The organism is Amycolatopsis rhabdoformis (genome assembly GCF_035918295.1).
In the GTDB taxonomy this organism is placed as follows: domain Bacteria; phylum Actinomycetota; class Actinomycetes; order Mycobacteriales; family Pseudonocardiaceae; genus Amycolatopsis; species Amycolatopsis rhabdoformis.
In genome coordinates this window covers 9212962-9230706 of record NZ_CP142149.1, presented here as the reverse complement: position 1 = coordinate 9230706, position 17745 = coordinate 9212962, and the positions used below count along the sequence as shown (strand labels likewise).

At 69.2% G+C, this 17745-nt stretch carries 19 protein-coding genes; 7 read left to right on the top strand and 12 right to left on the bottom strand.

Annotated features, from left to right (window positions below):
- Positions 1-22: 22 nt before the first annotated feature.
- Positions 23-583 (bottom strand): PH domain-containing protein, encoded by a 561-nt coding sequence (locus VSH64_RS43030; protein WP_326568468.1) that lies wholly within the window; start codon positions 581-583, stop codon positions 23-25.
- A 19-nt stretch (positions 584-602) separates the two neighbouring features.
- Positions 603-767 carry a hypothetical protein gene (locus VSH64_RS43025; protein ID WP_285970301.1) on the bottom strand — a complete coding sequence of 55 codons (165 nt, stop codon included), beginning with the start codon at positions 765-767 and terminating at the stop codon, positions 603-605.
- A gap of 183 nt (positions 768-950) precedes the next feature.
- Here VSH64_RS43025 and VSH64_RS43020 point away from each other — a divergent pair, with 183 nt between their 5' ends.
- Complete coding sequence (locus tag VSH64_RS43020) at positions 951-1364, top strand: NUDIX hydrolase (RefSeq protein ID WP_326568467.1); 414 nt, start codon at positions 951-953, stop codon at positions 1362-1364.
- Between the two features lie 233 nt (positions 1365-1597).
- On the opposite strand, the gene VSH64_RS43015 is transcribed toward VSH64_RS43020, so the two are convergent.
- Positions 1598-2704: a DUF2332 domain-containing protein gene (locus VSH64_RS43015; protein ID WP_326568466.1), complete on the bottom strand. Its 1107-nt coding sequence runs from the start codon at positions 2702-2704 to the stop codon at positions 1598-1600.
- A 348-nt stretch (positions 2705-3052) separates the two neighbouring features.
- On the opposite strand from VSH64_RS43015, the gene corA reads away from it, so the two are divergent.
- The 4 genes from corA to VSH64_RS42995 all read left to right on the top strand — a co-directional run bounded on the left by corA (position 3053) and on the right by VSH64_RS42995 (position 6285).
- Entirely contained in the window at positions 3053-4141 is a 1089-nt protein-coding gene (gene corA / locus VSH64_RS43010; protein WP_326568465.1) for a magnesium/cobalt transporter CorA, read from the top strand.
- A gap of 194 nt (positions 4142-4335) precedes the next feature.
- On the top strand, positions 4336-4989 hold the full coding sequence (locus VSH64_RS43005) for a metallophosphoesterase family protein (RefSeq protein WP_326568464.1): 654 nt from the start codon (positions 4336-4338) through the stop codon (positions 4987-4989).
- A complete protein-coding gene (locus tag VSH64_RS43000) occupies positions 4986-5828 on the top strand; it encodes a chromosome partitioning protein ParB (protein ID WP_326568463.1) in 843 nt (280 codons plus the stop codon). The genes VSH64_RS43005 and VSH64_RS43000 overlap by 4 nt, the downstream gene beginning before the upstream one ends.
- Before the next feature lie 106 nt (positions 5829-5934).
- Positions 5935-6285, top strand: a complete 351-nt coding sequence (locus VSH64_RS42995) for a ClpX C4-type zinc finger protein (protein ID WP_326568462.1) — start codon at positions 5935-5937, stop codon at positions 6283-6285.
- Here VSH64_RS42995 and VSH64_RS42990 read toward each other — a convergent pair.
- Positions 6271-7452 (bottom strand): alpha/beta hydrolase family protein, encoded by a 1182-nt coding sequence (locus VSH64_RS42990; protein WP_326568461.1) that lies wholly within the window; start codon positions 7450-7452, stop codon positions 6271-6273. The genes VSH64_RS42995 and VSH64_RS42990 overlap by 15 nt on opposite strands.
- 105 nt (positions 7453-7557) lie before the next feature.
- Positions 7558-9063, bottom strand: coding sequence for an MFS transporter (locus tag VSH64_RS42985; RefSeq protein WP_326568460.1), 1506 nt, complete (start codon positions 9061-9063; stop codon positions 7558-7560).
- Between the two features lie 121 nt (positions 9064-9184).
- On the opposite strand from VSH64_RS42985, the gene VSH64_RS42980 reads away from it, so the two are divergent.
- Positions 9185-9883, top strand: coding sequence for a TetR/AcrR family transcriptional regulator (locus tag VSH64_RS42980; RefSeq protein WP_326568459.1), 699 nt, complete (start codon positions 9185-9187; stop codon positions 9881-9883).
- A 170-nt stretch (positions 9884-10053) separates the two neighbouring features.
- On the opposite strand, the gene VSH64_RS42975 is transcribed toward VSH64_RS42980, so the two are convergent.
- Entirely contained in the window at positions 10054-10248 is a 195-nt protein-coding gene (locus VSH64_RS42975) for a PspC domain-containing protein (protein ID WP_326568458.1), read from the bottom strand.
- A gap of 237 nt (positions 10249-10485) precedes the next feature.
- Between VSH64_RS42975 and VSH64_RS42970 the strand changes: the two genes are divergently transcribed.
- On the top strand, positions 10486-11403 hold the full coding sequence (locus tag VSH64_RS42970; RefSeq protein ID WP_326568457.1) for a hypothetical protein: 918 nt from the start codon (positions 10486-10488) through the stop codon (positions 11401-11403).
- Positions 11404-11495: 92 nt separating this feature from the next.
- Here the strand turns inward: VSH64_RS42970 and VSH64_RS42965 are convergent, their stop codons facing one another.
- From VSH64_RS42965 to VSH64_RS42940, 6 genes are all read right to left on the bottom strand, one after another.
- The gene (locus tag VSH64_RS42965) at positions 11496-12677 is read right to left on the bottom strand and encodes an ABC transporter ATP-binding protein (RefSeq protein WP_326568456.1); all 1182 of its coding nucleotides are present in this window, start codon (positions 12675-12677) and stop codon (positions 11496-11498) included.
- A gap of 3 nt (positions 12678-12680) precedes the next feature.
- The gene (locus tag VSH64_RS42960) at positions 12681-13523 is read right to left on the bottom strand and encodes a carbohydrate ABC transporter permease (protein ID WP_326568455.1); all 843 of its coding nucleotides are present in this window, start codon (positions 13521-13523) and stop codon (positions 12681-12683) included.
- On the bottom strand, positions 13523-14500 hold the full coding sequence (locus VSH64_RS42955) for a carbohydrate ABC transporter permease (protein WP_326568454.1): 978 nt from the start codon (positions 14498-14500) through the stop codon (positions 13523-13525). The genes VSH64_RS42960 and VSH64_RS42955 overlap by 1 nt, the downstream gene beginning before the upstream one ends.
- On the bottom strand, positions 14497-15810 hold the full coding sequence (locus VSH64_RS42950) for an ABC transporter substrate-binding protein (protein WP_326568453.1): 1314 nt from the start codon (positions 15808-15810) through the stop codon (positions 14497-14499). Before VSH64_RS42950 ends, VSH64_RS42955 begins: the two co-directional genes overlap by 4 nt.
- Before the next feature lie 380 nt (positions 15811-16190).
- Positions 16191-16712 (bottom strand): general stress protein, encoded by a 522-nt coding sequence (locus tag VSH64_RS42945; RefSeq protein WP_326838198.1) that lies wholly within the window; start codon positions 16710-16712, stop codon positions 16191-16193.
- Positions 16713-16808: 96 nt separating this feature from the next.
- Positions 16809-17708: an alpha/beta fold hydrolase gene (locus VSH64_RS42940; protein WP_326568452.1), complete on the bottom strand. Its 900-nt coding sequence runs from the start codon at positions 17706-17708 to the stop codon at positions 16809-16811.
- Positions 17709-17745 lie beyond the last annotated feature (37 nt).

The following is a 17745-nucleotide window of genomic DNA, read 5'->3' as shown; positions in this document are numbered from 1 at the left end:
TACCTGGGGCAACGCCCGCAGGTCAGCCGACGGGCTTCTTGCCCCGCGCGGCGCGCTGTGCCTTGATCATGGAGAAGCGCTCGGCCTGCTTCTGCTTGTCGCCGAACACGAGCTCCGAGATCGTGTCGTAGAACTCCTCGGGCCGCGGCAGGTAGTCGATGCGGTTGAGGGCCTGGATCTGGCCCGCCGACTCGACGACCATCGTGCCGTAGCCGAGCACCCGGCCCCAGCCAGGACGTTCGTAGGTGAGGTCGGTGACCTTCGTGATCGGCATCATCAGCACCTTGGTGGTGATGACGCCCTTCGTCAGCACGAACCGCTTGTCCGTGACAACGAGCCGCTCCACCCACCACTGCACCACCGCGTAGGCGAACCGCAGCACGACCAGCAGCGCGACGTACCAGAGGATGTTCTGCACCACCCACAACGACGGCGGCAGCAGGTACGAGATCAGTACGCAGACGGCGAGCAGAGCCGCCGCCTCGAACGTGTCCCAAAGCAGCACTGCCCAATGGCGGCGGATGCGGATGACCCGCCGCTCGGTGTCGAGCAGGTACTCGTCGGGGTCGCGTGGCGCGAACATGTCTCGAGGTTATCCCCCGTCAGCCGTTGAACACGTTGCTGACGAACGAGACCACCGATTCGGCCGAGCTACGCAGGAAGTCGACGATGTTGCCGACGAGACCTGCCGCCTGGTTCGGCTGAGCGATCACGAAGAACAGCACCAACGCGATACCCACGAGACCCGCAAGCTTCTTCGCGTTCACAGCGATCAATCCCGTCTCTAAACGTGGCACCGGAAAACTGACTTTCTACGTTGTACCGCACCAACCACCCACGCGGCAGGAAAGTCCCGCGCATGGGTCAGCAGGCCGTCCGAAGTGTACCGTATGGCTACTCTCCGTGTACAGCGTGACCATTCTTGAATTGACACAGGCGGGGTTGACCTCATGGGCTTGCCGAACGACACCCGAGTGCCCTGCGTGGGCGGCATCGTCTTCGACGAGCGGGGCCGGCTGCTGCTCATCCAGCGTGGCCACGACCCCGGCCGCGGCCTGTGGTCACTGCCCGGCGGCCGCGTCGAACAGGGCGAAACGGACACCGAGGCCGTGGTTCGCGAGCTGCGCGAAGAGACCGGCCTCGACGTGACCCCGCACACATTCGTCGGCATGGTCGCCCGCGGCCCCTACGACATCCGGGACTACGAGTGCGTCGCCACCGCCGGCACCCTCACGGCGGGCGACGACGCCGACGACGCGCGCTGGGTCGACTCGGCCGAACTGGTGGAACTGGACACCTCGGGCCGCCTCGTGGATCTCTTGTTCGTGACCCTGCGTGACTGGGGTGCGTTGCCGCGAGCCTGATTCCGATCGGGGCAATTTCGGGGTTGCCGCGATTGCGTGCGCGAATGCGTGGGGATTTCACAAGTCGGTGAATGGTGTTATCCAGGCGGCCCCCGCCGGATGAGCACCGGAAATGCCGCTCGGACAATTCCCATCAATGCACGTGCATCCGAGGACGCATAAGCGCACGCCACCCCCGTTGTGACTGATGGGGTGAATGTGACACAAGTTACACAGCGTGCGGCCGCCGACCGTCAGGCCGGCAGCCAGGTCATCCGCTGCCCGCGCGGCGTCGTCCGCGCCAGCGCCCGGGCCTCCGGCTTCCCGTCCGGCCACGACACGAGGCCGAGCACGCAGGAGTCCGGCGCCGGCGAGCCCAGGTCGGTGCGGTCGGGCAGCACCAGCTTGAGGCCGGCCTCGTAGTACCCCTCGGTGACCCACCACAGCGGCCGGGTCCCGGCGAGCGCCGTGAGCGCGTCGACGAAATCGGCCCGGCGGTCGCCGAAGTAGGGCAGGGCGTGGCTGGTCAGGACGACCAGCGGCAGGTCGGCCGGCAGCGTCGCCGCGGCGGAGGCCAGGTCGTCGACCCCGTCGCCGGTGATCAGGGGCGGCACGTGCTTGCGCTGTTCCGCGGCGGCCGTGCGCAGCAGGCGGATGCGGTCCGGCTGGTCGGCCCACACGCAGGCCTCGAGCCAGGCGAGCTCTTCCTCGTCGGCGAGGTCCACGGGCGCGCGGTCCAGGCCGGCGCGCGCCCCGATCGCGACCTTCTTCGGCAGCTTCGGCAGCACGCCACCAGGTGCGACGTCGAGCGCGCAGTGCAGGCCGACGGCCGCCTTGGCCGGGCCGGCGACGAGCTGCTCGCCGCCGTTGCACTGGTAGCGGTAGGAGAACCGGTCGAGGCCCAGCAGCAGGCCGGCGCTGCAGCCCACCTCGAGCAGGGCGATCTTGCCGCCGGCTTCCTTGGCCGCCGCCGCGACGGCCGGGTACACGAGCGCGGCGCGGCGGACCTCGTTGGTCTGCGTGTAGCGCGTGGAGATGATCGCGCGGGCCTTGTCGGCGCGTTCGAGCAGGAAGGTCCGGAACAGCGGCCAGGTCTCGCTGTCGACGCCGTCGAAACCACCCAGTGACGGGTAGTAACGCGAGAGCGGGTGGATCGGCTCGGCCTGGATGAGGCGGTGGGCCGCGGCGAGCAGCAGCGTGCTGCGGGCGTCGTCGCCGCGCGCTTCGGCGAGCAAGCCGGCCACGTCGTCGTCCTCGGCCGACTGCGTGGCGAGGTGGTCGTACAACGGCGACTCGCCGCGCGCCTCGACCTCGGCGAACTTGCGCAGCCGCCGCTTGATCTCTTCCAGGGCGATAGCCACCCGCGCTCCTCCTCGAACAACTCCCGGCCTGGGTAACGCCGCCTGAGCCACTTGCGACACTCACCGGTGGTGAGGAGTACCCTCGACCATTGGTGTTCGTGCGTCAACGCGAGCCCCACCACTCTCCGCGTCTTCACGATCGCGCCGGCCCGAAGGAGGTGAGGAACGCCTTATGAGTAGTGGCGATAGTCCGCTCCCTAGTAGTCCCAGCGTTCCCACATGGCCGGCCCACCGATCTTTCTCCTGGTAGGTCCGGCGCACAGGGAACGCCGGTGATGCCGGACGGACGCTGAAGTCCGCCTGGCCGTCGTCTTCGTGTTCCACCACGACGCCAGCCCAGGAGATCCCATGCCTGCCATCCCTTCCCTCGGTGGCCTTCGCGGCCGCGGCGGCAGCCGCACCAAGCCGATGCTCGAGCGGCCGATTCCCGTGCCGCTCTCGGCCTATGTCGTCGACTGCGCGGTGTACGTCGACGGCACGCGCCTGCCCGGCCGCTGGACGCACTCCGAAGCCATCAAAGAGGTGCGCAAGCGCCACGCGGGATTTGTCTGGATCGGGCTGCACGAACCGGACGAAGAGCAGATCCAGGGCATCGCAGAAACGTTCGGACTCCACGAGCTGGCCGTGGAAGACGCGCTGGAAGCCCACCAGCGCCCCAAGCTCGAGCGCTACGACGACACGCTGTTCCTGGTGCTCAAGACCGTCCGCTACGTGGAGCACGAGTCGCCGACCACGGCCAACGAGATCGTCGAGACCGGTGAGCTCATGGTGTTCCTCGGCCGCGACTTCGTGATCACCGTGCGCCACGGCAACCACTCCGGCTTGGCCCGGCTGCGCCGCGAGCTGGACGAGGACTCCGAGCGCCTCTCGCTCGGCCCGGCCGCGGTGGTCCACGCCATCGCCGACCACGTGGTGGACCACTACCTCGAGGTCTCCAGCCGCATCGAGTCCGACATCGACGAGATCGAGGCGCAGGTGTTCGCGCCGCGCTCGCTCGTGAGCGCCGAGCAGATCTACCTGATGAAGCGGGAAGTGCTCGAGCTGCGCCGCGCCGTGCTGCCGCTCGCCACGCCCGTGTCACGCCTGGCCGAGGGGTACACGCGGCTGGTGCCCGACGAGGTGCGCTCGTACTTCCGCGACGTCGCCGACCACCTCGTGACCGTGTCCGAGCGCGTGGCCGCGTTCGACGAACTGCTGAGCACCCTGGTCGACGCCACCGTCGCGAAGATCTCGCTGCAGCAGAACACCGACATGCGCAAGATCACCGCGTGGGCGGCGATCATCACCGTGCCCACGATGGGCGCGGGGATCTACGGCATGAACTTCGACTACATGCCCGAGCTGCACTGGAAGTTCGGCTACCCGATCGCGGTCACGGTGATCTTCGCGATCTGCCTGCTCCTGTACCGAATATTCCGGAAGAACGGCTGGCTCTAGCCGCCACGCGGTCCCCGTTCCGTTCACCCGGTAGCGCTACAGGAGTACTCCCATGCCTCGTTGCCTCACCAACCTCAAGTTCTGGGCCCTGACCCTCGGGATCGTCTGGATCCTCGGCATCGTCACCGTGATCAGCCTCAACCCGGGGTTCTCGCACGGCATGAAGTGACGCCGGCAGGCCTTACCCTGGGCCCATGCCGAAAGCGCTGGTGGTGGCCGACGAGGTCGACGAGCGGCTGTGGACCGGCGCGGTCCGCTCGCTCCACGTCGACCTCGTGGTCGGCGCCGGCGACCTGCCGTACGACTACCTCGAGTTCCTCGCCGGCTCGCTCGACGTGCCGTGCGTGTTCGTGCCCGGCAACCACGATCCCGACCTGAGCGGCTACACGCGGTACGGCGGACTGTCCATGAAGGACGGTTTCCCGACCGAGTGGCCCGGCCCCGCGGGCGGGATCAACGCCGACGGGCGCGTCGTCGACGTCGCCGGGCTCCGGATCGCCGGGCTCGGCGGTTCGATCCGCTACAACGAGGGCCCGAACCAGTGGACCCAGCGCCAGCAGTCGCGCCGGGCCCGCGGGCTCGAGTGGCGCGCTCGGTGGCGCCGCCGGCGCGACGGGCGTGAAGTCGATGTGCTGCTCACCCATTCCCCACCGCTGCACCTCGGGGACCGCGACGATCCACCGCACCGCGGTTTCGCCTGCCTGCACCGCACGATCGCCACGCTGCGGCCGCGCTGGCTGCTGCACGGCCACATCCACCCGCACGGCGAACCGGTGCCCGACCGCGTGGTCGGCACCACCCGCGTGCGCAACGTGGTGGGCCACCGGATCATGGAGTTCCCGCGATGACCAGACCCACCGGTTTCCCACGCGCCGACGCCGAACACGACTTCCTGCGCGCCCGCCGCGGCCAGGTCCTTTCGCGACTGTCCACCTGGCTGCGCCGCGAGCCCGACGACGTGAACATCATGCTGCCGTTCCACGAGGTCGTCGACGCGCTGGGCTACGCGGGCGAATCACGCATCGGACTGCGGGTGATCACTCTCGACTCGATCGTGGGCACGGTGGACCGCAGCCGCGACTTCGACCGCCGCTTCCGCCCGACGTCCGGGCGCGTGCGCGAACGTTGGGAACGGCTGGCCCTGGCGTCCCGGCGCGGCGAGGCCATTCCGCCGATCGAGGTGTACCGCGTGGGCGAACTGCACTTCATCATCGACGGCCACCACCGCGTGTCGGTCGCCCACGCCCAGGGTCTGTCCACAATAGAGGCCCAAGTCACCGCGGTGCGCACGACGCTCAACCCCACCGGCATCCGCTACCGCGGCGACCTCATCGTGAAGGACTACCGGCGGCTCTTCCTCGAGCGCGTGCCGCTCACCGGCCACGCGCGCGCGTCGGTGATCATGTCCGACCCGTGGGACTACGCGAAGCTCGGCGAGCACGTGGAGGCGTGGGGCTTCCGGCTGATGCAGGACGAGGGCCGCTACACCGACCGCGCGAAGCTGGCCCAACGTTGGTACGACGAGGAGTTCACGCCCGTCACCGGCATGCTGCGCCAGGCCGACCTGATCGGCGACCGCACCGACGCGGAGGCCTACATCTGGGTCGCGGCGGAGCGCTACCGGCTGATCCGCACACACCGGTGGGACGACGACGTGATCGAGGCGCTGCGCACGAACCGGCCGTGATTCCTGCCTGATCGTCGGCTTACGACAGGGCCACTCAGGCCTTGTCAGGACTGCCCTGACGCCGCTACTGTCAGGGCAGTCCTGACACGCACTGGGAGGCGTTCCGATGACCGACGACAGCTACTGCTCCTTCTGCCTCAAGCCCGCCGCCGAAGTCAGCAAGCTCATCTCCGGCGCCGGTGTGTACATCTGCGACGGCTGCGTGAGCCTGTGCGGCGAGATCCTGGCCGGGCAGCACGAGCCGGCCACGCCGGAAGTCACGCTGTGGGACCGCAAATCCGACGAGGAGATCCTGCAGAGCATCCCGCGCATGGCCATGGTGAGCGCCCAGACCGACGCGCGCATCCAGGCCCAGGTCGACCTCCTGCGCACCCGCGGCGTCGCGTGGGCACGCATCGGCGAGGCGCTGGGCGTGACCCGGCAGTCGGCGTGGGAACGGTTCTCAGCCGACAAGTGAGGCGGCGAGCGTCTTGCCCAGCCACGGGTAGACCGTGCCGGTCCAGACCTGCTGGCCGAGACCCGCGCAGTGCCCGTCGGCGCCTTCGGCCGCGGTGAGCCGCACGACCTGGGCCGGCGTGGTGAGGGCCTCGCGCAGCACCGGTCCGCCGCCGGCGGTGAAGTCGTGTTCGGACTCCACGAGCAGGGCCGGGCAGGTGATGTCCCCCGCCTGGGCCAGCATCGTGAACCGGCGCAGCTCGCTGAAGTACGCGCGCACGGAATCGAGACCGTGGGCGGCCATGCGGGCGCGGAAGAACTCCGCGCGGTCGGCGCTGCGGCTCATCTGCGCCCGCACCACGGGCACGGCCGCCAGCGCGAGCGGACCGGACGGCACGCGCGCGCCGAGGTCCGGCTGCGCGGGATCGCACACGAGCGCCGCGATCCGGTGCTCCGCGGTGGCGGCGCGCGGAGCGAGGTAGCCGGCGAAGGAGCGGCCGACGAGCACGATCTTCGCCGGGTCGACCCCGGGCCGCTCGAGCAGCCAGTCGAGCACGGGCGTGAGCACGTTTTCGAAGTCGTGGCGCAGGTAGCGGTGCTGGACGTAGAGCGTCTCGCCTTGGCCGGGGCCGTCGAACACGAGCACGTTGTAACCGCGGTCGACGGCGCCGGGCACGTCGAGCCAGCCCGACTCGGCCGTGGAGTCGTAACCGCAGGGCAGCACGACGGTGGGCCGCGGCGTGCCGGAGGTGTGCGGCGCGAAGAGGTAGCCGTGCAGGGTCGTGTCCTCGTACGGGATCCGCACCTGTTCGGCCGGGTGCTCGAGGAGCTTCGCCGCCTCCGCGAACGCTTCGACGTGACCCTGGTACGCCGCCTGCACCCGTGGATCGTCCACATCGGACCGGAGGAAGAAGTAGGCCTGCCGGAAGTACTCGCTGGCGCGCAGGAACGCGTGGCGCGCGCTCACGCGGTCGCCCGCCGCCAGCGCGGAGTCGCCCGCCACACGCGCCCGGTCCGCCGGTGCCGACCACGCGTCGTACCAGCCGCCGCCGGAGAGCTTGCCGACGCCGCGTGCCGTCGCGAACGCCTCGCCGAGATCGGCCGCGTGCACCACCGCGGCGTTGAGCGTGCGCGTGAACTGACCGTCGTAAGCGGGATCGCGGAAGAAGACCTTCGCAGGGTCCGTCATGTCCGGTGAGTCGGACACCCCGGAACGCGGGTTACCGCCGTTGAAAAAAGAACGGTCCCGCTCCCGACAGCGCCGGGAACGGGACCGTTCACCCCCGATCAGTGACTACACGTGCACCGCCGGCACCACCGCGGCGCCGCGGGGCGCGCCCGGGCGCAGCAGCAGGCCGGTGATCACCGCGCCGGCCGCGAAGATGACCGCGGCCCAGGTGAACGCCGTGGTGTAGCTGTGCACGGCGGCCTCGGCAGCGAGCTGCGGCGTGGGCGCGCGGCCGGCCAGGAACGTGGTGGCCGCGTTGCCCGCGAGGGTGCTCAGCAGCGCGGTGCCGATCGAGCCGCCGACCTGCTGCATGGTGTTCACCGTGGCCGACGCGACGCCGGCGTCGTGCAGTTCCACGCCGAAGGTCGCGACGCTCATCGACGGCGCCATCGACAGGCCGATGCCCAGGCCCATCACCATGAGCGGGCCGAGCACACCGCCGACGTAGGTGCTGTCGAGGTCGATCGCGCTCAGCCAGAGCAGGCCGCCGGCGGCGATGAGCATGCCGGTGGGCACGAGCGGCTTCGGGCCGAAGCGCGGCAGCAGCACGCTCGTGGCGGTGGTGGCGGCGATCATCAGCGTCGCGACCATCGGCAGGAAGCCGAAGCCGCTCTGGATCGGCGTGAACTTCAGGTTCAGCTGCACGTAGAACGTGAGGAACAGGAAGATCGCGAACATCCCGATCGCGAGCAGGAACATCGCGAGGTAGGCGCCCCCGCGGTCGCGGTCGAGCAGCACGCGCAGCGGCAGCAACGGGTGCCGCACGCGCTGCTGCAGCACCACGAACGTGACCAGCAGCACCACCCCGGCCGTGAGGAAGCCCCACACCGAGATCGAGCCCCACGAGTCGTGCTCGGCGTTGGAGAAGCCGTAGACCAGCGCGAACAGACCGGCCGAAGCGCTGATCGTGCCCGGCAGGTCGAGCTTCGGACGCGGGCCGTCGGCCTCCTGGCGGCGCAGCAGCAGCGCGCCGCCGATGAAGGCGATCACCGCGAAGACGATGTTCACGAACATGCACCAGCGCCAGTCGAGGTACTCGGTGAGCACGCCGCCCAGCAGCAGGCCGATGGCCGCACCGCCACCACCGATCGCGCCGAACACGCCGAACGCACGGCCGCGTTCCTTCGGGTCGGTGAACGTGGTGGTGAGCAAGGAAAGCGCGGCCGGCGCGAGCAGCGCGCCGAACACCCCCTGCGCCGCGCGGGCGATCAGCAGCATCTCGATGCTGCTCGCCGCACCGCCGATCGCCGACACCGCGGCGAACCCGGCGAGCCCGACGAGGAAGGCGTTCTTGCGGCCGAACACGTCCGCGAGCCGCCCGCCGAGCAGCAGCAGGCTGCCGAACGCGAGCGCGTACGCGGTGACCACCCACTGGCGGGCGTCGTTGGAGAAGCCGAGGTCGACCTGCGCCGAAGGCAGCGCGATGTTCACGACGGTGGCGTCGAGCACCACCATCAGCTGAGCCAGGCCGATCATCACGAGGATCGCCCAGCGTCTGGAGTGGTGCGGGTTTTCGGCGTGGCTCGGCGCGTCCTCCCCCGGACGTTCGAGCGTGGCCGTCGAGTCAGGCATGCGGATTTCCCTCACGGATAGTGATCAGAACGCTATGTGGAGTAGGTCCCTCCCCTTACTCGACCCAAGGTACACAAAAACCGGAGATGGTGCCTCGACTTCTTTTGGTAACCTGGTAGCCATGACACGGGACGCTGCTCCCGCCGCACCGGCGCGGCCGCTGCGGCGTGACGCCGAACTCAACCGCCGGCGCATCCTCGAATCCGCCCGAGCCGTCTTCGGCAAGCGCGGGCTGGAAGCCACCCTCGACGACGTCGCTCACCACGCCGGCCTCGGCGTCGGCACGGTCTACCGGCGGTTTCCGAGCAAGGAACACCTGATCGAGGCCATGTTCGCCGAGCGGCTGCAGGAGATCGCCGACCTCGCGCAGGCGGCCCTCGACATCGAAGACCCGTGGGACGGCTTCGTCGACTTCGTGTGGCGCACGGTCGAGCTGCACTCCGCCGACCGCGGGCTGCGCGAGATCCTGCTGTCGAAGGCGTTCGGGCACGAGCACGTGGCCGAGGTGAAAGCTCACATGGTGCCGCTCATCACCCGGCTCATGGAGCGCGCGCAGGAGTCCGGCCAGCTGCGCGCCGACCTCGTGCCCACCGATCTGCCGCTCATCCACCAGATGGTCGGCGCCGCGATCGAGTACACCAGCGCCGTCGAGCCGCACCTGTGGCGCCGCTGCCTCGCCCTCATCCTCGACGGCCTGCGCGCCGAGCCGGGCCGCGCGACGGTCCTGCCGCACCCCGGGCTGGACCAGGAGGAGATCGACGCGGCGATGTGCGCGTGGCGACAGCCCCGCCATCCCCACCAGGCCACGCCGAAGCCGTAACGGGGCCCGCACCTACCTCAAAGCACTGAAGGGCGCTGTGAGGGAATCTGCTTCCCTCACAGCGCCCTTCGGCACAGCCGCCAACGCAGCCGAACAAGCTCCCCCAGCCGGCTCAGGCATACGTCAGCTCCGCGGCAAGCCACCACCGTGGCCGCAGCCGGGAGCGGTCATCACTCACTCGGCATGATGGCCCACAAGATCAGATAGGCGACGAACTGCGGCCCCGGCAGCAGGCAGGACAGCAGCGCGATCACGCGGACCTTGCCCGGCGTGGTGCCGAAGCGGCGGGCGAGCCCGGCGCACACGCCGCCGATCATGCGGTCGTTGCGCGGGCGGCTCAGCCGCTGCGTGACTGGTGCGGTCATCGTGGGTCCCCTCCCGTTGGGTCAGTCAGTCCAGGACACCAGGTCCGCGCCGCCGTGGCATCGCTCCAAGGGACGATTCGGACCCCTAAGGGCGAGGGGCCCCTACCGGCGAACCACTCCGCCACGCGCGGGCCGCACCGAAATCCTGCCGCGCTGACCTGCGGTGACACCACGGCGAGGAGTGGGATTTCCCTGTCAGGGCTGTTTTTCGACGCCGGCGTGGTGATACTGCACCCCGTGCGTTTCCCCTTCGGACCCGTGGTCGTCGCGCTCGCTGCTGCGCTGGTGCTCGGCGCTTGCTCGTCGGCAGCCGTGCCCGCACCCGCTGCCACGCAGGCGCCATCGCCGTTGACCGCGGTGGCGGCGCTGGGTGATTTCACCACGCTGGACTACTGCAGCCTGCTCGACGTGTCGCGCCTGCGCGGCGCGACGGCCGACGATCCCGACTCGTCGTTCACCGACTGCCGCGCCGACTACGTGCGCAGCGGGCGGCCACACACGGTGAGCGTGGGCCCGCTGGCGGCCGAGGCCGATCCCAACGTGAAGCCCTACCAGTACTCCGGGCCGCTGCCCGACGGCGTCGCCGTGCAGCAGGCCGGGTTCACGCCCGACACCACGTGCTCGCGCGTGGTGACGTTCGCCGACGGGATCCGGCTCAACGTCGCGGTTTCCGATACTGAAGGCCCCAGCGCCGCCGACGACCGCTGCACCGACGCCGACGCGGTGGTCGGCGGGGTGCTCGCCACCGCGACCGGCGGCAAGGTGCGCCACCGCCAGTTCCCCGACCGCTCGTGGGGCCGCGTCGACCCGTGCGCGCTGCTCAACGTCCACGAGCTCGACGCGATCAGCGGCGCCGGCACACAGCCCTCGGCCGGGTTGTCCGGCCACTCGTGCATCCGCGGCACGGTGAGCGTCGAGTTCTCCGTGCAGAAACAGGCCCCGGCGGGCGCGAGCGAAACCCTCGGCGGCCGCACGGCCCGCCAGAGCACCGACGGCGCGTTCTGCCGCCTCACGACCAGCCAGCCCTCGCCCGACACACCGGGCCGCGGCGAGCAGGCCGTGGTGAGCGTGGTGGACACGAGCGGTTCGGGCGGCGCGGCCGCGTGCCCGGCGGCGACCCAGGTCGCCACGCTGGTGTTCGCCAAGATCCCCTGAGCACGGCTCGCTCCGAACTCGCTCGACACAACTCCCTCGACACGACGACGGCCCCCTCCGCGGGAAGCGGAAGGGGCCGTCGTCTCGACCGGTTACCCCTCGTAGGTGAGGTTCCGCCCGTTGCTCGGGTCGAACAGCTTCACCTTGTCCGCGTCGAACCAGATCTCCAGATCCGTGTTCTCCGCCGCCCGCGACTCGGCCGAAAGCCGGGCCACGATGAGCGACTCGGCGCCCGGCACGTCGGCGGAACCGCTGTCGGCGGCCAGCTCGGCGAGCTCGGCCGACGTGGCCACCTCGCCTTCCACCGTGAAGTGCGCGAACTTCTCCGACCCCATCGACTCGAGCACGTCGATGTGCGCGGTGAACGTGGAGCCCGCTGTGCGCTGGGCGGCGTCAATGAGCGACGCGTCCTCGAAGTTCTCGGGCCGGACGCCCACGATCAGCTCGCGCGGCGCGTCAGCGGCCTCGGCCATCCGGCGCACCCGGTCGGTGAGCGGCGTGGTGCCCAGCGGGCTGTGCAGCTCACCGTTCTCCAGCGTCGCCGGCACGAAGTTCATCGACGGCGAGCCGATGAAGCCCGCCACGAACAGGTTCGCCGGGTTGTCGTAGAGGAACTGCGGCGAGCCGATCTGCTGCACGTAACCGGCCCGCAGCACCACCACGCGGTCACCCAACGTCATGGCCTCGGTCTGGTCGTGGGTCACGTACAACGTGGTCGTGCCGAGTTGCTTCTGGATCTTCGACACCGACGTGCGCATCTGGCCACGCAGCTTCGCGTCCAGGTTGGACAGTGGTTCGTCCATCAGGAACGCCTTGGGGTTGCGCACGATCGCGCGCCCCATCGCCACGCGCTGGCGCTGGCCACCGGAGAGGTTCGCCGGCTTGCGGTCCAGGTGCGCGGTGAGGTCGAGGATCTTCGCGGCCTCCTCCACCTTCGCGCGCACCGTGGCGTCGTCCACCTTGGCCAGCCGCAGCGGGAACGCCATGTTCTCCCGCACGCTCATGTGCGGGTAGAGCGCGTAGGACTGGAACACCATCGCGATGTCGCGGTCCTTGGGGGCGCGCTCGTTCACGCGCTGCCCGTCGATGCGCAGCTCACCGGACGAGATGTCCTCCAGGCCGGCCACCATGTTGAGCGTGGTCGACTTCCCGCAGCCGGACGGGCCGACCAGGATGATGAACTCGCCGTCCGCGATCGTGATGTCCACTTCGGACACCGCGAGCGCGCCGTCGGGGTAACGCTTCGAAACCTTGTCGAGGACGATTTCAGCCATGGGTCAGCCCTTCACCGCACCGGACGTCAGCCCCGCCACGATGCGACGCTGGAAGAACAACACGAACAGGATGATCGGGACGGTGATCACGACCGCGGCCGCGCTCACCTGGCCCGTCGGGTCCTCGAACTGCGAAGACCCGGTGAAGAACGACAACGCGGCCGGCACCGTGCGCGACGCCGTGGTGGACGTGAGCGAGATGGCGAACAGGAAGTCGTTCCAGCAGAAGATGAACACCAGGATCGCCGTGGTGAACACGCCCGGTGCGGCCAGCGGCGCGATCACCTTCCGGAACGCCTGGGCCGGCGTCGCGCCGTCCATCTTCGCCGCTTTTTCGAGCTCCCACGGGATCTCCCGGAAGAACGCCGAGAGCGTGTAGATCGAAAGCGGCAGGGCGAACGTGATGTAGGGCAGGATCAGGCCCAGCCACGTGTCGAACAGGCCCAGGTTGCGCTCGATGTTGAACAGCGGTGTGACGAGCGAGACCTGCGGGAACATCGCGATCAGCAGGGAGAGCCCCACGAGCAGCTGCTTGCCGGGGAACGCGAGGCGCGCGATGGCGTAGGCCGCCATCGTGCCCAGCACCACCGCGATCACCGTGGAGATCACGGCGATGCCGATCGAGTTCACCAAGGCCCGCAGGAACTCCGACGTCTGGAAGATGTCGGCGTAGTTCTTCAGCGTCCACTGCTGGGGCCAGAAGCTGCCGTCGTTGAGCGTGTCCTTCGTCTTGAAGGACAGGGAGATGATCCACAGCACGGGGATCAGCGCGAAGGCCACGACGAGGATGTCGATGAGGCCCCAGCTCACTTTGCGGCCGGTCGTGACCGCACCACCGATGGCCATCAGCGTTTACCCCCGTCGTCCGTACCGGGTGCGGCCGTGCCGAACACCTTGATGAAGAGGAACGCGATGATCGCCACCGTGATGAAGATCAGCACGGCCATCGTGGAACCGATGCCGAGGTTGAGACCCTTGACGAGGTTGTCGTAGGTCATCATCGACACCGAACCCGTATCCTGCGCTCCGTTGGTGAGCACGTAGATGTTGTCGAAGATGCGGAACGCGTCGAGCGTGCGGAACAGCAGCGCCACGAGGATCGCGGGCTTCATCACCGGCAGCATCACCTTGGTGAACCGCTGCCACGCGCTCGCGCCGTCCATCGCCGCGGCCTTGAGCAGGTCCTCCGGCACCAGCGCGAGACCGGCCATCAGCAACAGCGCCATGAACGGCGTGGTCTTCCACACCTCGGCGAGGATGATGATGAACAGCGACGGCCACTGCTGGGTGAGCGGCGCCGCGCCTTCGCCGAGGGCGTTGGCGAGGTAGCCGGTCTCCGGCGTCCACGCGAAGTACCACGAGAACGCGGCCACCACGGTGACGATGCCGTACGGGATCAGCGCGACGGTGCGCACGAGCCCGCGACCCACCAGCGTGCGGTGCATGATCAGCGCGAGCGCCATGCCGAGCGCGAACTCGATCGCCACCGACACCACGGTCAGGAACATCGTGGTGCCGAACGCGGTCCACCAGTACGAGCTCGTGAGCACGGCCCCGTAGTTGGCGAACCCGACGAACTCCTGCTGCGCCGGGAACCGCAGGTCGTAGCGCTGCAGCGAAAGCCAGATCGAGTAGACGATCGGGTAGCCCGTGACCGCGATCATCACGAGGAAGGCCGGCGCGCAGAGCCACAGGCCCAGCCGTCGTTCGGCCCTCTTCCCCTCGCTCAGAACGGGTTTTCCCTTGCGGTGGCTCACGGCCTCGTGCGCGGCCGGTGCGCCGGTGGTGTCGGCGGTGCCGGTTGAGGGGTCCTGGACGGTCACGGGATCACTCCCTTCGACTGGAGCGCGTCACTGAGTTGTTCCCGCAGCTGCTGGGCCGTCACGGGCGGGTCGATCTCCGACGGCGGCGACAGGATCTTCGACATCACCGTGGACGCGTTCTGGTACGCCGGGGAAAGGGGGCGCACCGCGGCGGTCTTCAACGCGTCGAGGATGGTGTCGCGCATCGGGTACTTGATGGCCATGTTCGGGTTGTCGGCCGAAGCCGGCTTCGACGGGTCGAGCGGAACGTCGTTGTGGTACACCGATTCGATGGTCGGCGGCACGCCGTCGTTGATGGCCGAGAACTTCTGGTTCTCCGCGCTGCGCAAGCACAACGCCGCTTCGAACGCCTCGGGCTTGTGCTGCGAGTAGGTGCTCACCGCGAGGTCGTAACCGCCGATGGTCGTCTTCGCCGGCATGCCGGCCTTCGCCTCCGGGTACACCGCCCACTTGAAGTGCGCGAGGTCCTGCGGCTTCTCCTCGGCGTAGGAGGCGTAGACGAACGGCCAGTTGAGCTCGAACGCGGCGTTGCCGCGCTGGAACGTCTGGCGGACGTCGTCCTCCTTCTGGTTGGTCAGCGACGGGTCCGTGATGCCCGACGACGTGACCTGCTTGAGCAGCGCCAGCGCGTCGACCGCGCCCTGGTCCATCACCACGGACTTGCCGTCGTCGGAGAGGATGTGGCCGCCGAGCGATTCCACCAGCGTGTTGTAGATGACGACCAGGCCTTCGTACTGGGCGCCGGTGAACACGATGCTGTAGGGCTTCTTTTCCTTCTTCAGCTGCTGCGACATCTGCATCATCTCGTCCCACGTCTTCGGCGGGTTCGGGGTGATGCGGTCGTCGTACCAGAGCAGCTGCACGTTGGTGTTCTTCGGTGCGGCGTAGAGCTTTCCGTTGTAGGTGGCCGTTTCGAGCGGGCCCTGCAGCACACCGTCGGACGCGGCCGCCTTGTTCTGGCCCGTCCACTCCTCGGCCCAGCCGGCCTCCGCGAACTCCGAGACCCACGTGACGTCGAGCCCGAGGATGTCCATCGAGGTGTCACCGGCGGCGAGGCGGCGCGCCATCTGGATTCGCTGGTCGTCGGCGCCGCGCTGGAGTTTGTTGTAGACGATTTCGTAGCGCCCGCCCGCGGCTTTGTTGCAGTTGTCCACAACGCTCTGGAAATTGTCCTCGGGCGCGTAGTACACGTTGATCTTCGTCCCGGAGTCCGTGCCGCACGCGGCGAGCAGACCCGTGGCCACCAGTCCGGCGGCCAGCAGCGCGCCCGTCCGGGCGGGCGAGCGTCCCCGTAGCCTCTTTTTCCCCATCGAACAAAAGCCTCCTCACCCGCGCACGCCGGTTACCGTGACGCCCCCAGGCATCACGACGCGATGAGGCGAGTCGCGCCAGCACCCCGACGTGCTAGTGCTCGGCCGGTCGCGCTGGAGGACGCGGCCGCCCGACTGGTGTCGGACAACCTATGCCGGGCGATCACACCCCGCAAGCAGTATCGGTAACGATTAAGCCCACTGCAGTGTGAAACGCCGGAAATACCGGGGTGAACTGTGAACCGGGAGTGCTGCCATTCGGGTGACCAAGCACGAATTCACGAAGAGCACAACCCGAATTCGGCCCGACCCCACCCCTGATTGTGTGGAGTGACCGCCCGGCGTTGGCGTACAAGACAACGCCGGACGGTACAACGACCTCAGGCCGTGGCGGGCGGCGGCTTCAGCGCGAGCTTCGAGAGCAGGTCCCGCCCCTGTTCGGCGGAACGCGGCTGGCACAGCACGTCGTAGCGGCCGGCGACCAATTGGCTCGCCGACGAGAAGTCGCGGCGCCCGCGCGAGGCGCGATAGCCGATCCCGGCGAACAACAGACCCGAAAGGACACCGAGCACGAGTCCGGTGAGCAGTTGCAACGCGAAGCCCTGGTTCACGAACAGGCCCAGCAGCAGCCCGGCGAACAACCCGAACCACGCGCCGGACATCGCGCCCGCGCCCAGGACCCGGCCCAGCGTGAGCCTGCCGATCACGCGCTCCACGAGCATCAGGTCCACGCCGACGATGGTCACGTCGGTGACCGCGAACTCGCTCTCCGCCAGGAAGTCCACCGCGCGCTGGGCTTCCTGGTAGGTGCCGTACGACCCGATCGGCCAGCCGGTGGGCGGCGTCGGGAGCCGCGGCGGCCCGGCCGGCCGTCCACCACCAAAGGGACTGCTCACCATCATCACCTGCGTACTCGTCCGGTCCGAGGGGTCCATCTTGTCAAGAACCGGCGAAGCGTGCGAACCGCGTACTGGTGAATCCTGTTCACCTCCCGGCGGTCAGTGGTTCAGCCCCTTGGCGAAACCGAGTACGGCGTCGGCGAACAGCGCCGGTTCCTCCAGGTGCGCGAAGTGCCCGCTGTGCGCGAAGACCACGAGCTGCGAACCCGGGATGCCCTCGTGCAGCTCGCGGGCCCAGCGCACGCCGCAGATCACGTCGTAGCGGCCCACGAGCACCAGCGCCGGCACCCCGATCGTGTCGAGCACCGGGCGGTCGTCGAACAGCTCGGGGGTGCCGTCGGCTGCGCGGCCGGAGATGAAGACGCCACTCACCTCCCGCCGCAGCGGGCCGAACTCGACAGCGCGGCCGCGGAAGTCGGCGAAGTAGGCGGGCAGGATGCCGCGCACGGCCTTGGTCACGTCCTCGTCGGACGAGAGCGAGCCGAGCGACTGGAACGCGGCGAGCACGTCGGGCAGGCCCGGGTCGCCTTCCGAGCGCTGCGCGTACGCCTCGAGTTGCCGCATCAGCTCCTCGCCGTGCTCGGCCCCGACGACCGGCGCGCTGTCGTAGAGCACGATGCCGGCCACGCGCTCGGGGTGCGTGAGCGCGAGGCGCTGGGCCACGAACCCGCCGTGGGAGTGGCCGAGGAACACCGTCTTCTCGAGGCCGAGGTGGTCGAGCAGCGCCACGACGGCGCGCACGTAGCGGTCGCGCGTGTAGCCGTCGGGGTGCGTGGCCAGCCGGCTCGAGCCGCCGGTGCCGATCGGCTCGGGGTAGACGACGGTGAACTGCTCCTCCACGGCCGGCATGCGCAGGTAGGCCCAGTCGATGCCGGGGCCGCCGGAGTGCGCGAGCAGGACCGGGCCGGTGCCGTGCACGTGGTAGCGCTGCACGACGCCGTCGAGCTCGACGGTGTGGGTGCCGGGGGAAAGGTGGTCGGTCGCGTTCTGGTCGGACACGAGGGTGCTCCGTCTCGGTGCGGGGGTCTGGACACCC